The 17,420-nt window shown below is 63.0% G+C and carries 16 protein-coding genes and 3 pseudogenes; 1 reads left to right on the top strand and 18 read right to left on the bottom strand.

Annotation, left to right across the window (positions count from 1 at the left end):
• Positions 1 to 11 precede the first annotated feature (11 nt).
• Both BFQ03_RS09250 and BFQ03_RS09245 read right to left on the bottom strand, forming a co-directional pair.
• Positions 12 to 974 (bottom strand): IS110 family transposase, encoded by a 963-nt coding sequence (locus BFQ03_RS09250; protein ID WP_065942825.1) that lies wholly within the window; start codon positions 972 to 974, stop codon positions 12 to 14.
• Positions 975 to 1,276: 302 nt separating this feature from the next.
• Positions 1,277 to 2,551, bottom strand: a complete 1,275-nt coding sequence (locus tag BFQ03_RS09245) for an MFS transporter (RefSeq protein WP_032862192.1) — start codon at positions 2,549 to 2,551, stop codon at positions 1,277 to 1,279.
• A gap of 122 nt (positions 2,552 to 2,673) precedes the next feature.
• Between BFQ03_RS09245 and BFQ03_RS09240 the strand changes: the two genes are divergently transcribed.
• Positions 2,674 to 3,567 carry a LysR family transcriptional regulator gene (locus tag BFQ03_RS09240; protein WP_065942914.1) on the top strand — a complete coding sequence of 298 codons (894 nt, stop codon included), beginning with the start codon at positions 2,674 to 2,676 and terminating at the stop codon, positions 3,565 to 3,567.
• Positions 3,568 to 3,888: 321 nt separating this feature from the next.
• Here BFQ03_RS09240 and BFQ03_RS09235 read toward each other — a convergent pair whose 3' ends face one another.
• From BFQ03_RS09235 to BFQ03_RS09170, 16 genes and pseudogenes are all read right to left on the bottom strand, one after another.
• Positions 3,889 to 4,338: a hypothetical protein gene (locus BFQ03_RS09235; protein WP_032862188.1), complete on the bottom strand. Its 450-nt coding sequence runs from the start codon at positions 4,336 to 4,338 to the stop codon at positions 3,889 to 3,891.
• Positions 4,339 to 4,365: 27 nt separating this feature from the next.
• Positions 4,366 to 5,592, bottom strand: coding sequence for a beta-ketoacyl-ACP synthase (locus tag BFQ03_RS09230; protein WP_032862186.1), 1,227 nt, complete (start codon positions 5,590 to 5,592; stop codon positions 4,366 to 4,368).
• Positions 5,592 to 6,320: a 3-oxoacyl-ACP reductase FabG gene (gene fabG, locus BFQ03_RS09225; RefSeq protein WP_065942913.1), complete on the bottom strand. Its 729-nt coding sequence runs from the start codon at positions 6,318 to 6,320 to the stop codon at positions 5,592 to 5,594. The genes BFQ03_RS09230 and fabG overlap by 1 nt, the downstream gene beginning before the upstream one ends.
• Positions 6,313 to 6,777: a hotdog family protein gene (locus tag BFQ03_RS09220; protein ID WP_032862182.1), complete on the bottom strand. Its 465-nt coding sequence runs from the start codon at positions 6,775 to 6,777 to the stop codon at positions 6,313 to 6,315. Before BFQ03_RS09220 ends, fabG begins: the two co-directional genes overlap by 8 nt.
• On the bottom strand, positions 6,774 to 7,940 hold the full coding sequence (locus BFQ03_RS09215) for a beta-ketoacyl-[acyl-carrier-protein] synthase family protein (protein WP_065942912.1): 1,167 nt from the start codon (positions 7,938 to 7,940) through the stop codon (positions 6,774 to 6,776). The genes BFQ03_RS09220 and BFQ03_RS09215 overlap by 4 nt, the downstream gene beginning before the upstream one ends.
• Positions 7,937 to 8,419: a hypothetical protein gene (locus BFQ03_RS09210; protein ID WP_065942911.1), complete on the bottom strand. Its 483-nt coding sequence runs from the start codon at positions 8,417 to 8,419 to the stop codon at positions 7,937 to 7,939. Before BFQ03_RS09210 ends, BFQ03_RS09215 begins: the two co-directional genes overlap by 4 nt.
• Positions 8,416 to 9,150 carry a class I SAM-dependent methyltransferase gene (locus tag BFQ03_RS09205; RefSeq protein ID WP_139115666.1) on the bottom strand — a complete coding sequence of 245 codons (735 nt, stop codon included), beginning with the start codon at positions 9,148 to 9,150 and terminating at the stop codon, positions 8,416 to 8,418. Before BFQ03_RS09205 ends, BFQ03_RS09210 begins: the two co-directional genes overlap by 4 nt.
• Before the next feature lie 11 nt (positions 9,151 to 9,161).
• Positions 9,162 to 10,409, bottom strand: a complete 1,248-nt coding sequence (locus BFQ03_RS09200) for an NAD(P)/FAD-dependent oxidoreductase (protein WP_083204820.1) — start codon at positions 10,407 to 10,409, stop codon at positions 9,162 to 9,164.
• A 57-nt stretch (positions 10,410 to 10,466) separates the two neighbouring features.
• A pseudogene (locus BFQ03_RS09195) lies at positions 10,467 to 12,760 on the bottom strand (hypothetical protein).
• Complete coding sequence (locus tag BFQ03_RS09190; RefSeq protein ID WP_083204819.1) at positions 12,750 to 13,433, bottom strand: outer membrane lipoprotein carrier protein LolA; 684 nt, start codon at positions 13,431 to 13,433, stop codon at positions 12,750 to 12,752. The pseudogene BFQ03_RS09195 and the gene BFQ03_RS09190 overlap by 11 nt, the downstream one beginning before the upstream one ends.
• A 24-nt stretch (positions 13,434 to 13,457) precedes the next feature.
• Positions 13,458 to 13,568 (bottom strand): annotated as a pseudogene (locus tag BFQ03_RS30575) (outer membrane lipoprotein carrier protein LolA); the annotation flags it as partial.
• A 24-nt stretch (positions 13,569 to 13,592) separates the two neighbouring features.
• A pseudogene (locus tag BFQ03_RS30570) lies at positions 13,593 to 13,703 on the bottom strand (outer membrane lipoprotein carrier protein LolA); the annotation flags it as partial.
• Positions 13,697 to 14,125, bottom strand: a complete 429-nt coding sequence (locus BFQ03_RS09185; RefSeq protein ID WP_032862167.1) for an acyl-CoA thioesterase — start codon at positions 14,123 to 14,125, stop codon at positions 13,697 to 13,699. The pseudogene BFQ03_RS30570 and the gene BFQ03_RS09185, both read right to left, overlap by 7 nt.
• Positions 14,118 to 15,662 carry an HAL/PAL/TAL family ammonia-lyase gene (locus tag BFQ03_RS09180; protein WP_032862165.1) on the bottom strand — a complete coding sequence of 515 codons (1,545 nt, stop codon included), beginning with the start codon at positions 15,660 to 15,662 and terminating at the stop codon, positions 14,118 to 14,120. The genes BFQ03_RS09185 and BFQ03_RS09180 overlap by 8 nt, the downstream gene beginning before the upstream one ends.
• Positions 15,643 to 16,581 carry an LpxL/LpxP family acyltransferase gene (locus tag BFQ03_RS09175; RefSeq protein WP_065942907.1) on the bottom strand — a complete coding sequence of 313 codons (939 nt, stop codon included), beginning with the start codon at positions 16,579 to 16,581 and terminating at the stop codon, positions 15,643 to 15,645. Before BFQ03_RS09175 ends, BFQ03_RS09180 begins: the two co-directional genes overlap by 20 nt.
• Entirely contained in the window at positions 16,578 to 17,312 is a 735-nt protein-coding gene (locus BFQ03_RS09170; protein WP_032862161.1) for a glycosyltransferase family 2 protein, read from the bottom strand. The genes BFQ03_RS09175 and BFQ03_RS09170 overlap by 4 nt, the downstream gene beginning before the upstream one ends.
• Positions 17,313 to 17,420 lie beyond the last annotated feature (108 nt).

Raw genomic sequence — 17,420 nt, 5'->3', positions numbered from 1 at the left:
TGTGGGAGATTCTATGTTGCAGGGAAACCCTGCAACCTTAAATTCGGCTGATATTCGCTCTGGTTTTTCATCAGCGCGAATGCCACCCGGCAGAGCTTGCGGGCGAGGATCACCAGGGCTTGGGTCTTTGCCAATCCTCGGGCCAGGTAGGACTCGTAATAGGGTTTCCAGGTCGGCGATCGGCTAGCGGCCATTGCTGCGTTGTGAGCAAGGCGCCGTAACTCCGAATCGCCCTTTTTACTCAGGTGCCGAGGACCGGCCTTCTTTCCGGAGTCTTTTGGTCTCAGATCCATCCCCAAGAAAGCGATGAATGCATCGCCACTGGCGAAATGGCCACGCATGAAGGCTGTCGCTAGACCCGTAGCCGTAAGATCACCAACCCCTTCAATGGCTTTGCAGCGCTTGATGTTTTCGGTGATGCCTGCCTCTTTGCTGACTTTGTGCAGCAACTTCTGAATGACCAGCTCAGCTTGTTTGAAGGACTTTAACTGCTGGGCCAATTCGTCCTTCAAAAGCGGTTCGCCCGACCAACTCAGCGTTAGGCTCACGCGCAAGTTGATAAGCTCTGCACGTCGGTGCAGTAAGCTTTTCAATAGCTTATAAGCCTGCGGAGGTGGGCTCCAGAGCCGCAGCCGTTCCTGCTCGCTGCTCAGGTAGCGCGCCAGCAAACGCGCATCGCAAGGGTCTGTTTTCGCCCGTTGGCCAATGCTTTCGCGGTAATGGCTCAACCGATAAGCGTCTACAACGTAAACCCGATGTCCCATTTCATGGGCGAGTTCAGCTGTGTCCAAGTGGTAAGTGCTGGTGGCTTCCAGGGCAATTGAGCTGTTGGCAGGTAGCGTTTTGAGCCAGCGGCCAAGAGCATCGCGGTCGTTGGTAATGGTTTGAATGGCTTTGAGGTCTTCGCGGTAGGCGACGACGTCGGCCTTGGCCACATCGATACCCAGAACCGTTGGTGAAGTAAGGATTGTCATAACAAATCCTCGGAGCTAGTGTTTAAGGGCTTGTCGGGGTCTACCCCAGCGCTGGCTTGCCTCTATCGTCGGTTTTCCCGATGAATTCCTTATCGGCGCTTGGGGTAGAAAGGGCGGGACGAGAAGTCTCCCACGGTCCGTACTGGCTAGAGTCGGAATCGGGCTTTTAGTCACCGCCCACCCCTTCAAGTTTAAACATACAAGCGGGCTTGCTCGCGAATGCGGAATGTCAGCTGATACATTCATGACTGATACACCGCTTTCGCGAGCAAGCCCGCTCCCACATTTGAAGCAACACCGTATCAGGTCTTTACGTTCCCCAGCGGCGGCAACTTTGCCAGCTTCAACGCCACCAGCAGCGCAACGGTCAACAGCGCAACGATAAACCCGCCAATCCCGTTCCACCCCGCGTAGTGCCAGAAAACCCCACCCGCCGTACCGGCAATACTCGACCCCGCGTAGTAGCTGAACAGGTACAGCGACGAGGCCTGCCCCCTGGCTTTCAGCGCACGCCGGCCAATCCAGCTGCTGGCCACCGAATGGGCGCCGAAGAAGCCGAAAGTGAAGATCAGCATGCCGATGATGATCAGCGGCAGCGAGCTGAACAGGGTCAGGGTGATGCCGGCGAGCATCAGCACGATAGTGGCCCAGAGCACCCGGCGACGGCCCAGGCGGTCGGCCAGCGAGCCGATCTTCGCTGAGCTGTAGATCCCTGACAGGTACACCACTGACAGCAGGCCGACCACCGCCTGGCTCATGTCATAAGGGGCGGCCAGCAAGCGGTAGCCGATGTAGTTGAACAGCGTGACAAAGGCGCCCATCAGTACGAAGGCTTCGAGAAACAGCCACGGCAGGCCGGCATCCTTGAAGTGCATGACAAAGCCATTGAGCAGGTTGCGCGGCTTGAGGCTGCTGGCGCGGAAGTTGCGCGACTCGGGGAGGATTTTCCAGAACACCGTCGCCGCAATCAGTGCCAGCGCGCCGATGATCAGCATTGCCGTGTGCCAACTGACGAAATCGATCAGTACGCCGGTGATCAGGCGCCCGCTCATGCCGCCAATCGCATTGCCGCCGATATACAGGCCCATGGCCAGGCCGATGTGCTGCGGATGGATCTCTTCGCTGAGGTAGGTCATGGCCACGGCCGCCAAGCCACTAAGGGACAGGCCCAGCAACGCGCGCAGCCACAGGATGCCTTCCCAGGTCGGCATCAGGCCGCTGGCGATGGTGCATACCGCCGCGCAGAACAGCGAGGTGACCATCACTGGCTTGCGCCCCAGGCGGTCGGAAATCGGCCCGGTGATCAACAGGCCAAAAGCGAGCATCGCCGTGGAGACGGAGAGGATCAGGCTGCTTTGCGCGGCATTGATGGAAAATTCGTGGGACAACGCCGGCATCATCGGCTGCACGCAATACAGCAGGGCAAAGGTGGCAAAGCCGCCGGAAAACAGTGCCAGCACCGTGCGCATGAACATCGGCGTATCTTTTTCGATGTACACATCGTTGAGCTGCGCCACCACCTCGTCGAGGGCGGTGGGTGGCAGTTCCTGGGCGAGTGGAGCGACAGCAGATTTCACGCGGGACCTCGGGGGCAAAGGCTGCCAGGACTGGCAATGAAAAAAGAATATAGCTGGCTAATGATTCTTTCCAATATATTGTTCGACCTGTTTGATAGCTTTTACGACCTAATGAGGTTTTCATGGAATTGCGCCACTTGCGCTACTTCATCGCCGTGGCTGAAGAGTTGCATTTCGGCAGGGCGGCCCAGGTCCTGGGCATCTCCCAGCCGCCGTTGAGCCAGCAGATCCAGGCGCTGGAACAGGAAGTGGGCGCCCGCTTGTTTGAACGTACCAATCGTCGGGTTGAGCTGAGTGAGGCCGGGCGTTTGTTCCTCACAGAAGCCCGCCTGGTACTGGCCCAGGTCGACAAGGCCGCGGATGTGGCCCGCCGGGCGCAGTTGGGGGAGTTGGGTGAGCTGAAGATCGGCTTCACCTCTTCGGCGCCGTTCAACTCCAGCATCCCACAGGCGATTTTTGCTTTTCGCCAGGCCTTCCCGGCGGTGCACCTGAACCTGCAAGAGATGAGCAGTACCGAGGTGGCGGGCGCGTTGGCGGACGAGTCGATCCAGGTCGGCCTGATGCGCCCGCTGCCGCTGCCGGACTCATTAAGTGTCGTGGAGCTGATGCGCGAGCCTCTGGTGGCGGTGCTGAGTGCCGGCCACCCACTGGTAGAAGGCAGCGAGCGCGGTTTGCACCTGGCGCAGTTGGCTGAAGAACCTTTTGTATTTTTCCCACGGGCCTACGGCAGTGGTCTGTACGCCCAACTGATCAACCTGGCACGCGATGCCGGTTTCAGCCCGCACTTCGCCCAGGAGGCCGGAGAGGCCATGACCATCATCGGCCTGGTGGCAGCGGGGTTGGGGGTGTCGGTGTTGCCGGCCTCATATCAGCGCATCCGCATCGACGGCGTGGTCTACCGCACCTTGCTCGACCCTGAGGCAGTGACGGCGGTGTGGCTGGTGCAGCGTAAAGACCAGCAGTCGCCCATGGCCAAGGCGTTTGTCGAGCTGCTGACGCGCAAGGCGTTGGTGTAGCGGCACTCACATATCAGGTAATGGAACCGGTTTAGTGATTTGCCTTGGAGTTGCGCAAAATCGTTTCTTTTTCACTGAGTGACATGGATGACACTTCTCTATCAACCCAAAGACAGGAGGCGTTTTGCCATGGATTGTCCTGTCCGGCTTTTCAGGCATACTGCCCCAGTTCCCGAAAGGGGCTTGTGAGACTCTGAGGATCCTGGAAATCCAGCCATCGCAGAGCCGGGCAGGACAAAGGCGATGACAAGCCAGCCTGCTTGTGAAGAGGGCGCCGAAAGGCGCCCTTTGTCGTTTCTGGTGTTATGTCGGAGGCATCGATCAGTTCTGCTTCGACGTCCCCGTCTCCTTGAACAACTGCTCCGCCGTACCCGCTTGCGCCGCGCCGCTTGCGCGCAGCCCGGCCATGATGTCGCGGTCGAGCATGCTGATCCAGCGGTTGTAGTTGCGATGAATCTTGCCGTCCTTGTAGCCCAGTTCCTGGCTGTCACGATAGGTGATGGCGTAGCGGGTGCCGGTGTAGCGGATGTCGATCTCGGCGTAGTAGCGGTTGCGCACGTTGATCTGGGCCTGGATCAGGCGTGGGTCGGCGCGCTGGACGGTCCAGTTGCGCTTGTCCAGGGCGGTGAGGATGCTCTGTTTCATTTTCTCTTCGCTGACCTGCTCGTTGGCGGCGAGCGCGTGCTGGGTGTTGAGTACCGGCTTGCTGGTACAGCCGGCAGCGGTCAGCAGGGTCAGGGCGATGAGGGTGGCGCGTAGCAACGAAGACATTCCGTTCTCTCCAATCAAATAAAAGGCTTACTGCCAGCGGCGAAAGATCAGCGACGTGTTGACGCCGCCAAAGGCAAAGTTGTTGTTCATCACGTAGTTGTTGTGCATCTGGCGGAACTCGCCGCGCAGGTAATCCAGTTCGCCGCAGCGCGGGTCGACTTGATCGAGGTTGAAGGTCGGCACGTACTGGTCGTGGTTCATCATCTCGATGCTGAACCACGACTCCAACGCGCCGCAGGCACCCAGGGTGTGGCCCAGGAAGCTCTTCTGCGAACTGATGGGCATACGGCTGCCGAACAGGCTGCTGGTGGCCAGGGTTTCGGCAATGTCGCCTTGTTCGGTGGCGGTGCCGTGGCCGTTCACGTAACCGATGGCATCCGGCGTCAGGTTGGCATCTTCGAGGGCCAGCTCCATGGCCCGGCGCATGGTGACCTGCTCGGGACGGGTGGTGTGCTGGCCGTCGGCGTTGCTGCCAAAGCCGACGATCTCGGCATGGATATGCGCGCCACGGGCCAAGGCATGTTCCAGCTCCTCAAGCACCAGCATGCCGCCGCCTTCGCCGATCACCAGGCCGTCGCGGCCGCTGTCGTAGGGGCGTGGGCTGGTCTGCGGGGCGTCGTTTTTCAGGCTGGTGGCGTAGAGCGCATCAAACACCATGGCTTCGGTGGGGCACAGCTCTTCAGCGCCGCCGGCGAGCATCAGCGGCAGGCGGCCGAATTTGATTGCCTCATAGGCATAGCCGATGCCCTGGCTACCGCTGGTGCAGGCGCTGGACGTGGGGATCAGGCGTCCGGTGAGGCCAAAGAAAATGCTGATATTGGCCGCTGTGGTGTGCGGCATCATGCGCACATAGGAGTTGGCGTTCAGGCCCTCGGCCACCGAGTTGAGCAGCATATTGCCAAACGCCTTGATCTCATCGGTGCTGCCGGTGGATGAGCCGCAGGCCACACCCATGCGCCCGTCCTTGATCGACGCATCGCCCAGCAGGCCGGCGTCCTGCAACGCCTGCTCGGCGGCCCACACGGCCAGGCGCGAGACCCGGCCCATGCTGCGCAGTTGCTTGCGGGTCCAGTGGGCCGGCACCACAAAATCGTCAATCGGCCCGGCCAGCCGTGTGTTCAGTTCGCTGAAGCGATCCCACTCATCCATGCGCCGGATGCCGCTGCGCTGGGCGCGGAAGTTGGCGACGATGGTTTCCCAGTCGCAGCCCAGGGAGGTCATGCCGGCCATGCCGGTGACTACCACACGTTTCATCAGCACAGGCCCCCATTCACGGCCAGGACCTGGCGGGTGATGTAGCCGGCCTCGGCCGACATCAGGAAGTTCACCGCACTGGCGACCTCTTCTGGCGTACCCATGCGTTGCGCGGGGATCATCTTCAGCAGTTCTTCCACCGGCACGTTCTCATCAAGCATTGCCGTGTCGATCAGGCCGGGGGCCACGCAGTTGACAGTGATCTTGCGCTTGCCCAGCTCGATTGCCAGCGCCTTGGCCGCACCGATCAAGCCGGCCTTGGACGCGCTGTAGTTGACCTGGCCACGATTGCCGATCAGCCCCGAGACTGAAGTGATGCACACAATGCGCCCGGCCGCGCGGCGCCGGATCATCGGCATCATCACCGGGTGCAGTACGTTGTAGAACCCGTCGAGATTGGTGCGCATCACCACGTCCCAGTCATCCTCCGACAGGGCTGGAAACGCGCCATCACGGGTCAGCCCGGCGTTCAGCACTACACCGTAATAGGCGCCGTGGGCTTCAACGTCGGCTTCGAGGGTCTGCTTGCAGGTGGCACGGTCTACCACATCAAATTGCAGCACCCGCGCCTTGCGTCCCAGGGCCTGGATTTGGACCTGTACGGCATCCGCCTCGGCGCGGCCACTGCGGCAATGCAGCACGATGTCATGGCCGGCCTGGGCCAGGCGCAGGGCGATAGCGCGGCCGATACCCCGGCTGGAGCCGGTGACCAGTACGGATTCAGTCATGACGCGTGTCCTTCGATTCAGCTAAATAGTTGGCCGCCTGGGGCGGTCGAAATACGTTCAGGCGCGCGCTGGCCTGGATGCCGTCGCCGGTCAGGTGGCATTCGAACACACCCATGCCGTTGTCGTCTTCCAGTGAGCGCAGGCCGTGGATGGTCAACTCGGTGCCGGCGGGAAAGTGCTCGACGTTGCATTCGAACTTACGGGTGCCCAACAGGAACCCCAGCTCGACGGCTTCGCCGTTCTGCCGTGCCCGACAGCCGGCATAGGCGGCGACGCTTTGCGCCATCAGCTCGACGCCGACCCAGGCCGGCAAGCTACCGTCGGCACGGTTGAACAGCCCGCCGGGCTTGACGGTGAGGCGGGTGCGGATCTGCTCTTCATCGAACGCCAGCACCTGGTCGATCAGGATCATGTCCCCGGCGTGGGGCAGCAGTTCGGCGAGCGGCCAATTGATCATGGGGCGTCTCCGATAATCAGGCTGACGTTATTGCCGCCGAAGGCAAACGAGTTGCTCATCAGGCAGCGTGTTTGCAGGGTGTCGCCGACCTTGGCCCAATGCAGGGTAGGCAGCGCCGGGTCGGCTTGACCGTCCCAGACATGCGGCGGCACGGTACCTTCCATCAGGCTCAACCAGCAGAACGCCGCTTCCAGCGCACCCGCGGCGCCGAGGGTATGGCCGGTCAGCGGCTTGGTCGAGGAACAGGCCACACCAGCGGGAAACAGCGCTGCCACGGCAAGGCTTTCCATCGCATCGTTATGCTGGGTCGCGGTGCCGTGCAGGTTCAGGTAACCGATCTGCGCGGGTGTCAATTTGGCGCTGGCCAGGGCTTTGCTCATCGCCTGCAATGCGCCCTTGCCGCTGGGCTCAGGGGCGGAAATATGGTGGGCATCGCAGCTCGCGCCACTGCCCAGCAAAGCGATCGGCGCCGGGCTTTTGCTCATCAGGAACAGCACCGCCGCCTCGCCGATGTTGATGCCGTTGCGGTTCACCGAAAACGGGTTGCAACGCTGGGCGGATACCGCTTCCAGGGAGGTAAAACCGTTGAGGGTCAACTTGCACAGGCTGTCGACCCCACCACACAGCACCGCATCGCACAGGCCCAGGTCCAGCAGGCGCCGCGCGCTCATCAGGGCGCGGGCGCTGGACGTGCAGGCGGTGGAAATCACATAGGCCGGGCCGCTCAGTTGCAGCCAGTCGGCGAGGAAATTGGCCGGGGCGCCGAGCTCTTGTTGCCGATAGTCATAATCTGCGGGGAAGTGCCCTTCACGCAGGTAGTCGGCGATACCGCGACTGGCCTCATCGATGCCCGAGGTGCTGGTGCCCAGCACGATGCCGATGCGCGAGGCGCCAAAGGTCTGGATCGCCTGTTGGATCGGGCCTTCGATCTGCAAGGCGGCCTCCAGCAACAGCTGGTTGTTGCGACTGTTCTGTTGTGCCAGGTGCGGCGGTAGCGGTGCCAGCTCACCGGGCACGCTGCCCACCGGCAATACCCGCTCGGGCACCCAGCCGCTCTCGCTGCGCATGCCGCTGCTATCGCCGGCAAACAGGTTGCGCCGCACTTCGTCCTGGCCGCGGCCCAGGGCACAGATGATCCCGAGGGCATTGAGGTAAGCCGTCATGGGGTGTTCCCAAGCGCGCTGACGCGATAGTTCAGATGCTGGCCAGGCATGCTCACGCTGAATGCCAAGGGCGCCTGGTAGATCACTTGCCAGTGTGGCTTGAGCACCCGCACGCCATCGTCTTCACGGGCTTGGGGGTAGTTGCCTGGCAGCTCGGCGGCGGGCGTCAAAGCAAACAGTAAGGCGGCAAACAACTCGCGGGCCTGGGGATTGGGTGGCAACAAACCATCCGCCTGCCAAGTCCCCTCCACCAGCTTTTGCCGGGCCTGGGGGATGCCCAGCGGATCCATCAGCGACCAGCGCAAGGCATCGCCTTCGCGCTGGATCACCAGCAACCAGTCCTGGCGCAGGCCATCCTGTTCGCGTTCTACATGCAATTGCAGCGGCAGGGCCAGGCTTGGGGTGTGCACAGGCAGCGGCGGCTGGCTGGCACAGGCGGCCAGCAGCAACAGGCAGCCGATCAACAGCGCACGGATCATGCTGCCGGGCCTGCGAGTGGCTTGCGTGCGACCACATTCACCAGGGTCTCTTCACGCTCGCCAAACGGCTTGGGCTGGCGCAGGCCCCAACGCTCCAACAGGCCGAAGTCCGCCGAGCGGCTCCACCACAGGTAGGGGTACGACACATTCTGCGGGCCAAACTCGAAGCCCTGGTCACGGATCATCTCCAGGTACTCTGCGGCACTTTTCTGCACGTGCATCGGGTGGCGGAACAGCCAGCGAATCACCCAGGTGTCGATATAGGCTTCGGTGGACTCGGCAAACAGCAGGTAGCCGCCGGGCTTGAGCACTCGGTAGAACTCGGTCAGCGCCCGTTGCTGCTCCACCAGGTGGTGGAAGGTCTGGTGGCAGAACAGGATGTCGACACTTTCATCGGCCACCTCAAGGGTTGCGCAATCACTGCCGATCAATTCGATATCAATGCCCTGGCGCGCGGCTTCGGCACGGCTCAGATCGAGGCTGTGGGGGTCGGCGTCAAGGCCGATCAAGCGTTCGGGGGCGAACACCTGCTGCAAGTAGCGGAACGATTTGCCCTGGCCGCAACCGGCATCCAGCAGCACCGGCGCCTCAGGCAACGGGTCGCTGAACAGGTTGCGCAGGTCGTTGATCGCCACGCGCAATACGTGATGCTGCCAGGTGTGGCTGCGCAGGAACCAGAAGCCGAACCTGGTTTCTTCGACGTAGTTTTTGCTCAAGTACTCTTTTTGCACAGACGAGCTGCTCATACGTTATCCCCTGCACAAATTTCCGAGAGCATCCGCAAACGGCGCTTGGGTTCGCTGACAAATGGGTTGCGCTCGTCCCAGGCATAACCGGCAAGGATCGAGCTGATCATGCGACGGATTTCCGGCGAGCTGCCTGGGTGGTAGATCACATCCTGGAACGTGCCGGCGTACCAGCCTTCGACGTAGCAGCGGAAGGTGTCGACCCCGCGTTTGAGTGGCTCGGCGAACTCGGTTTGCCAGTCGACGCTTTCACCCGTCAACTGGCGGTGCAAGAGGCCTGCGGCCATGCTGGCCGAGCGCATGGCGATGGTCACGCCAGAGGAGAACACCGGGTCGAGGAATTCGGCGGCGTTGCCCAGCAGCGCGAAGCCCGGACCATGCAGCGTCGTGACATTGGCCGAGTAACCGCCGATGGTCCGCGCCGGAGTATCCCAGAGCGCGTTGGCCAGGACGCGGGACAGGCTTGGCGTTTGCTCGATAAAGCCGCGCAGGCAGGCATCGAGGTCGGCGTCGTGACCGTCGAAATGCGCCTTGGCCGCCACCACACCTACCGAGCAGCGCCCGTTGCTGAACGGGATGGTCCAGAACCAGATATCGCGCTGGGTCGGGTGGGTGGTGATGAGGATTTTGCTGCGGTCGAAGCCTGGGTGCTCGATACGGTCTTCGACGTGGGTGAACACCGCCTGGCGCAACGGGAAGTTCGACGGTGCTTCGAGGTCCAGCAAGCGTGGCAGCACGCGGCCGTAACCGCTGGCGTCGAGGACAAAGCCGGCCTTGATGTGGTATTCGCGGCCATTTTCGCGGCGTACGTGCAGGTAGCGGTGGCCGGCGGCGAAATCCACGCCGACCAGGGTCTGGCCGTAACGGATCTCTACCCCTTGCAACGCGGCCTGATCGGCCAGCAACTTGTCGAAATCGGCGCGCTGGACCTGGAAGGTAGTGGGCTTGCCATCGCTGAACGTATCGCCGAAATCGAAGGCACTGTAGCGCTCGCCCCAGGCAAACGCGGCGCCGGTTTTCAGCTGGAAGCCGGCGGCGTTGACTGCGTCGAGCATGCCGGCTTCTTCGATAAAGTCGATGCAGTGGGACAGCAGGCTTTCGCCGATGGAAAAGCGCGGGAAGTGCTGGCGCTCGATGATCAGCACATCATGCCCTTTACGCTTGAGCAACGCGGCCGCAATGGCGCCGGACGGGCCGGCACCGATCACCACGACCTGGCGATGTTCCATTTCAACTGTGGGCACTGTGGCTCCTTGCCGCGTTGGCGATCATCACATTCAACTCGATAAAATTAGTGGGCATCATTGCGCATGTTCCTGGCGGCCAGCCCACGGCGCCAGCATAAAGCTGAAGGCCAGGCCCAGGCTCACCGACAGGCCGAAGTTACTCACCGCCGGGGTGCTGGACACCGCCAGCAAACCAAAGGACAGCCAGGTGGTGACGGCTGCCAGCAACGTCCCCAGCAGGCTGACCGCGGCCCCGCCGATCTGTTCGNGACGCTGATCGCCGTCACCAGCAGCAGGCCGAACAGGCTGAACAGGGTCAGCGGCTGCCCCAGCCAACCGAGGCTGGCCAGGCTGCACAGGGCGGCCAGCAGCGGCAGCGCGACGATCCGCAGCGCGCCGCCCAGGCCAAAGGGCAAGAGCAGCAGCAAGACGATCAGTACACAGGACAATAATTTCAATTCGGCGGCGCTGACCTGGGTCGCGGCAAAGACCTGGTTCAGGTCGCCGAGGCGATCCACCAGTTGCACGCCAGGCAAGTCCTGGGCCTGGATGCGCAACAGCGCCGGGTTGTTCAAGCCTTGCAGGCTGACCATTGCCGCCACGCCGCCATCGACATTGCCCAGCCACAACAGGCGCCAGGGCTCGGCCAACGGGCCGGCCAGGGCCGCGTTGATATCTGCGGTGGGCAGCGTCTGCAACTGCGCCAGCTCCCCTTGCAGGGCGCTGGCCGGAATGCCGAGGTCCAGCAGCGGTTGCCACAGCGCCGGCAATTGCTTCAGGGCCTTGCGCAGTTGTTGCTGTTCGTCAGGCGTGCTGACCAGTTGATTGAGCGCCAGGTAACCCTGAAGCTTGTCCATATGCACCAGTTGATCCAGGCGTTGGCTCAGGGCCGCCTGGCGTTCCAGCAACTGCTGTTGATTATCCGCACGCACCAGGAAGAACTGGCTGGTGGGCTGGTAGCCGGTAATGCGTGCAATGGCCTGGGCTTCTTGCAGTAACTGCGGCGGCGCGCCGATCCACTGGCGAATATCGTTCTTGCTGTTCAACTGCCACAGGCCACCGGCACAAAACAGCAGGGCCAGCACCAGCAACGCCTGGCTCGGCAAGCGCTTGAGCAGCGATTCGCGCACCCCCAGCAGGAACTCGGCGACCCGCAGCGGCCACTGCGCCGGGCGCAGGTCCAGGCCGTTGAGCAGCGCCGGCAACAGGCACACCGCCGACAAATAGGCCCCGACCAGACCTGCGGCAGAGAATACGGCGATTTGGGTCAGTGCCGGGAATGGCGTCCAGGCCAGGGCCAGGTAGCCGATGCAACTGGTGGCCAGGCTCAGGCTCAGGCCCGGCAGGGTCAGGCGCAAGGCCGGCCAACTGCGCCAGGGTTGCAGGTTCCAGCTCTTGGACAGGTAGTGCAGCGGGTAGTCGACCGCCACGCCGATCAGGCTCGCCCCCAGCACCAGGGTCATCACATGCATATGGCCAAACAGCGCCACGCAGGCCACTGCACCAAACAGCATGCCCACCAGCACCGGGACAAACGCCAGCAACACGCGCCAACGACGGAACGCCAGTAACAGCAACAGCAGGATGCCGACGGTGGCACCGCCGCCGACCCAGGTCATCTCCCGGCTTGCCTGTTGTTGGCCATTGGCCGCGTACAGCAGGCCGCTGGCGGCCAGCAGTTGTACGTCGTGCTCGGCGGCCTGTGCGCGGCTGGTTTGCAGCAAGTCGGCGACTTGCAACGGCAGTTTCATATCAAAGGCATTGCCCTGGGTGCGCGCACGCAGCAGCACCCAGCTTTTGCCGTCGGCATCGGCGATCAACGCGCCGCTACCAATATCCAGTTGCACCGCGCCGTGTTGCGGCTGGCTGCTCTGGATGCGTCCGGTCAGGCCCAGCCAATCATCCTGGCTTGGCACCAGGCTGAAGCCGGTGAAGGGGTCGAACAGTGATTGCACACGCTGCTGGATAAACGCTTCGGGCTCGGCGATCAACTGTTCGCGGTCCTTGGCCGAGAGCATCGCCAGGCGCCCTTGCAACAGTTGCTCGCGCAGGGCGGGCAAGTCGGCCTGCAAGGTCCAGGTGACCTTTTCAAACAGGCCGCTGGCTTGCCACTGTTCGCCGAGTTGTTGGGCCATGCCCAGGGCTTGCTGGCGATCGGTATGCCCGACCAGCACCAGCATCTCGCGGTTCAGCGGCTCTTGCATGCGTTGCTCGGCCATAAGCTCCAGCGCATCCGGCGAGTTGCCTGGCACCAGTTCCATCAGGTTGGCCGACAGCGGCGCGCCATGGCGCCACTGCCAGCCGGCCAGGGCCAGCACGGCCACCAGCAGGATCAGGAACAGGCGCGGCAACCAGCGCTCACTGGGCAAAGTCGTGTTGCTCCGTGTCGCTCAAAGGTTGCGTGCTGGTGCTGTCCTGCATGCGCAACACCGTGCTGTCGCCCTGGGTTTCCAGCAATTGGATGGTGTGCACCAACTCGCCACCGTCGATATTGATCTGGGTGAACACCTGCTTGAGCAGCAGCGAGCGTGGGGTCAGCATGAGCTTCCAGGCCGTGGCCGTGCCTTGCAGCTGCAACTCGAAGTCGCGCTGCAAGCCACTGCTGTCACCTTGCAGCACCGCGAGGAACAAACGGTTCTGCTCGGCCCCGGCGCTTTTGTTGGGCAGTGGCTGCCAGCCGTTGGCATCGCGGCGGGCAATGCCCTGGGCGTTGATGCGATAGTCCTGTTGCAGCGGGGTTTTCAGCAGCCAGAGCAGGCCGTGGTCCCGGGCCAATACAAAGGTGCCCTTGCTGGTCAGCGGCTGGGGCAGGGCGCGCAGGTGTTTTTCCTGGATGAAGTTGCCGTGGATCACCGAGGGCTTGGCCAGTTGGTCGCTGAGCTGCTGCAAGTCAAAAGCATAGGCCCCAAAACTCAGCAACAACCCAGCCCCTGTAGGAGCGAGCTTGCTCGCGAAAAACCTGAGGCCGCCGCGCAGTGTCAGGCGTCCCGCGTTATCGTTGGCGACCATCGCGGGCAAGCCCGCTCCTACAGGGGGCCGCATTTCAAAGCCCCTTCGACGGCCCTCTGTAGGAGCGAGCTTGCTCGCGAAAAACCTGAGGACGCCGCGCAGTGTCAGGTGTCCCGCGTTATCGTTGGCGACCATCGCGGGCAAGCCCGCTCCTACAGGGGGCCGCATTTCAAAGCCCCTTCGACGGCCCTCTGTAGGAGCGAGCTTGCTCGCGAAAAACCTGAGGGCGCCGCGCAGTGTCAGGCGTCCCGCGTTATCGTTGGCGACCATCGCGGGCAAGCCCGCTCCTACAGGGGTCAGCATTTCAGGGCCCTTTCGACGGCGTCAGTGAATACTTTGGGCGAGGCCAACTGCATTTCGCGGCTGGCAATTTCGACGGCCACTTGCACGGTACTGGCGCGGGTCAGGCGTTCGCCGCTGGCAAGGTCGGTGATCAGGTAGTTGACCTTCAAGCGGCTCTCCCATTCCACCAGGCTGGCGCGCACGTTGAGAGTCTGGCCAAAGGTGGCGCCACGCACGTAGCGCAGTTGCATGTCGATCACCGGCCAGGCGTAGCCCGACTCAAGCATGGCCGTGTAGTTATGGCCGAGCTTGTCCAGCAGCGCGCAACGGGCGATTTCCAGGTATTTCACGTAATGGCCATGCCAGACCACGTTCATCGTGTCGATGTCGAAGAACGGCACGAGAATCTGTGTGTCACTGTGCAATACGCCGGGGCTACGCATGCAGCCTCCAGTGTTGCGCGGCGATACGTTGCAGGCACAGGCGCAGTTCGCCTTCCAGGGCGCGGTCTTCAATGACTGGCGGGAAGTCTTTGGCCAGCTCGATATGCATGGCCGCCAGGGCCGGCGGCAACGGACGTGCATCGGCGACCTGGGCGCGCAGCCACACGCCCTGGTTGGCGGCGAGCAAGGTAGCGGCGGCGACCTGTTCGGTCAGCTCCAGCACGCGGATCGCATCGCGGGCGGCAATGGTGCCCATGCTCACTTTGTCCTGGTTGTGGCACTCGGTGGAGCGCGAGAACACGCTGGCCGGCATGGTGTTTTTCAACGCTTCGGCGGTCCAGGCGCTGGTGCCGATCTGCACGGCCTTGAAGCCGTGGTTGATCATCGCGCGATCCGCCGGGGCGCCCGACAGGTTGCTCGGCAAACCATGGTTGTAGCGCTCGTCCACCAGCAGTGCCAGTTGCCGGTCGAGCAGGTCGGCGACGTTGGCCACCAGGTTTTTCAGGCTGTCCATGGCAAAGGCGATATGCCCGCCGTAGAAATGCCCACCGTGCAGCACGCGCTCGGCCTCGGCGTCGATGATCGGGTTGTCGTTGGCGCTGTTGAGTTCGATCTCGATAAACGAACGCAGCCAGCTCAAGCTGTCGGCCAGCACGCCAAGGACGTGGGGCGCGCAGCGCAGCGAGTAGCGGTCCTGCAGGCGGTGCAGCGGCGCGGTCGGGGCGTCGATGGCCAGGTCCTTGCGCAACCAGGCCGCGACCTGCATTTGGCCGGGGTGCGGCTTGGCGGCGAACAGGCGCTCGTCAAAGTGCTCCGGGTTGCCTTGCAACGCCACCACATTCAACGCGGTAATGCGTGTGGCCAGTTGCAGCAGGTAGTCGGCGCGGGCGAAGGCCAGGCAGGCAAGGCCGGTCATCACTGCGGTGCCGTTCATCAGTGCCAGAGCTTCCTTGGGCCGCAGCACCAACGGGGTCCAGCCCAGTTCGCGATGCACATCGCCAGCCTGGCGGCGCTCGCCGCGAAACAGCACTTCGCGCTCGCCGGACAAGGTCGCAGCCACATACGACAGCGGCGTCAGATCGCCGCTGGCACCCACTGAGCCCTCTTCGGGGATCAACGGCAAGATGTCATGTTCAAGGAACGCATGCAGGCGCTCCAGCAGTTCAACCCGCACCCCGGACACGCCATGGCACAGTGACTGCAAGCGCGCCGCCAGCACCGCACGGGTGGCCTGGGCGTCGAGCAGCTTGCCCAGGCCGCAGCCGTGGAAGGTGTACAGATGACGCGGCAAAGCCTCGACATGCTGCAACGGTACCGCCACCACACACGAGTCGCCGTAGCCGGTGGTCACGCCGTAGATCACGCCTTCCTTGTCCAGCAGCGAATCGAGGAACTGCGCGCCCTTGGCGATGCGCTGGCGGTAACCGGCATCGTCTTGCAGGCGGGTAGGCGCCTGACGGTTGGCCAGGGCCAGCACGTCTTCGATGCGCAAAGGGAGTTCGCCGAAGGTTACCGGCTCAAGCAGATGCGTCGTCATCGGTCTTCCAGAAAGGGTAAAAGTTGAACCATTGTTGGGGCGCTTGCAGGCAGAACTGGCCCAGGCGCTCGGCATAGCGGGCGGTCCAGTGGGCGATCACGTGCTGGCGGTCGCTGCGTTTCCATTCGATCAATTGCGCAAAGGGCTCGATGATCAGGCGATAGCGGCCCTGGTGCTTGAGGCACATCAGCAGGTTGACCGGGCATTTGAGCAGGCCTGCCAGCAGCCACGGGCCCTGGGGGAATGCCGCGTCATGGCCGAGGAAGTCCACGCGCACCGTGCGTCCACCGTGCAATGGTACGCGGTCACCGGCAATCGCCAGCCATTCGCCGTCGTCCAGGCGCTGGCTGAGCAGCAGCATCACTGCCGGGTCCAGCTCGCTGACCTGGATCAGTCGCAAGTTGTTCGCCCCGGCTTCACCCAGCAGGCGGTTGAACTGTTCGGCATGCTTGGTGTGCACCAGCACGTTCATGGTGACTTTCTCGCCAAGCTCCGCGAGGGCGCGGCACACTTCCAGGTTGCCCAGGTGCGCCCCTACCAGCATCTGCCCGCGCTCGCCGCGCAGTTGCCCGCGCAGCTGCGCCGGGTCGATGATTTCGATCTGTTCCAGGCGCAGCTTGCCGTTCCATACGTCGAGCTTGTCCAGCAAGGCGTCGGCAAAGGCCATGAACTGGCTAAAGACCCTTGTGTGGCTGGGGCGCAGGTCGTCGCGCCCGCTCCAGTCGGCCAGGCGCTGCTGGTATTGCCAGATGCTCTGGCGGGCGGCACGGCCAAACACGAAAAAGTACAGGACGATGCCATACAGCAGCGGGCTCAACACGCGGCGGCCGAGGACCCTGGCGGCGAACGCGGTGAATTTCATCAGCCGGAAACTGCCGCGCTCCTGGCGGTCGGCCCAATGCCGGGGGGTGTCGCTCATGCCTGCCACCGTCGCCAGAGGATCATCGGCGCGCGCACCAACATGCCGAAGAACAACCGGGTGTGCATCGAGGAAATCAGCGCGTTGTCGTGGACCATCCGAAAGTGCGACAGGCCATCGGCCGGGTAATGCACCTTGGTCGGCAGCCAGCGCATCGGCTGGTTGCGCCACGACAGGCGCACCACGATGTCGGAGTCGAAATCCATGCGCTTGCCGATCCGCGCCGAGTCCATCAGCGTCAGTACCGGTGGCAGTGGGTAGATACGAAACCCGCACATCGAATCACGGATCTGCAACGACAGGCTGTTGATCCACACCCAGACGTGGGTCAGGTAACGGGCGTAGAGGCGGCCCTTGGGCACGCTGTCGTCGTATTCGGGGTAGCCGCAGATCAATGCGTCGGGGTGCGCGCGCGAGGCGTCGAGAAACAGTGCGACTTCGCGCAGGTCGTGCTGGCCGTCGGCGTCCACTTGCAGGGCGTGGGTGAAGCCCAGGCGCGCGGCTTCGCGAAAGCCCGCCATCACCGCTGCGCCCTTGCCCTGGTTGGTGGGCAGGGTCAGCAGCGATACGTTATCCAGGCTCGCCAGTTGCGCCAGCACCGCGGCGCAGGCCGGGCTGCTGCCATCGTCTACCAGCAGGCAGGGCAGGCCGTGGTCCAGCAAGTTGCGGACCACGGCGGGCACGGCGGCTTCGTGGTTGTAGACCGGGATCAGGGCGCAGGGGTTATGCATGGTGGTGGACGCCTGATGGACCGAGTCGACTGCATCGCAGGCAAGCCAGCTCCCACACTGGATTTGTGTTTGGCATGAAACCAATGTGGGAGCGGGCTTGCCCGCGAT

Origin of the sequence: Pseudomonas sp. 25 R 14, assembly GCF_900004755.1 — a bacterium.
Lineage (GTDB): Bacteria > Pseudomonadota > Gammaproteobacteria > Pseudomonadales > Pseudomonadaceae > Aquipseudomonas > Aquipseudomonas brenneri.
Note: the sequence above shows the minus strand (reverse complement) of the source record. Positions and strands in the feature narration are given on the sequence as shown.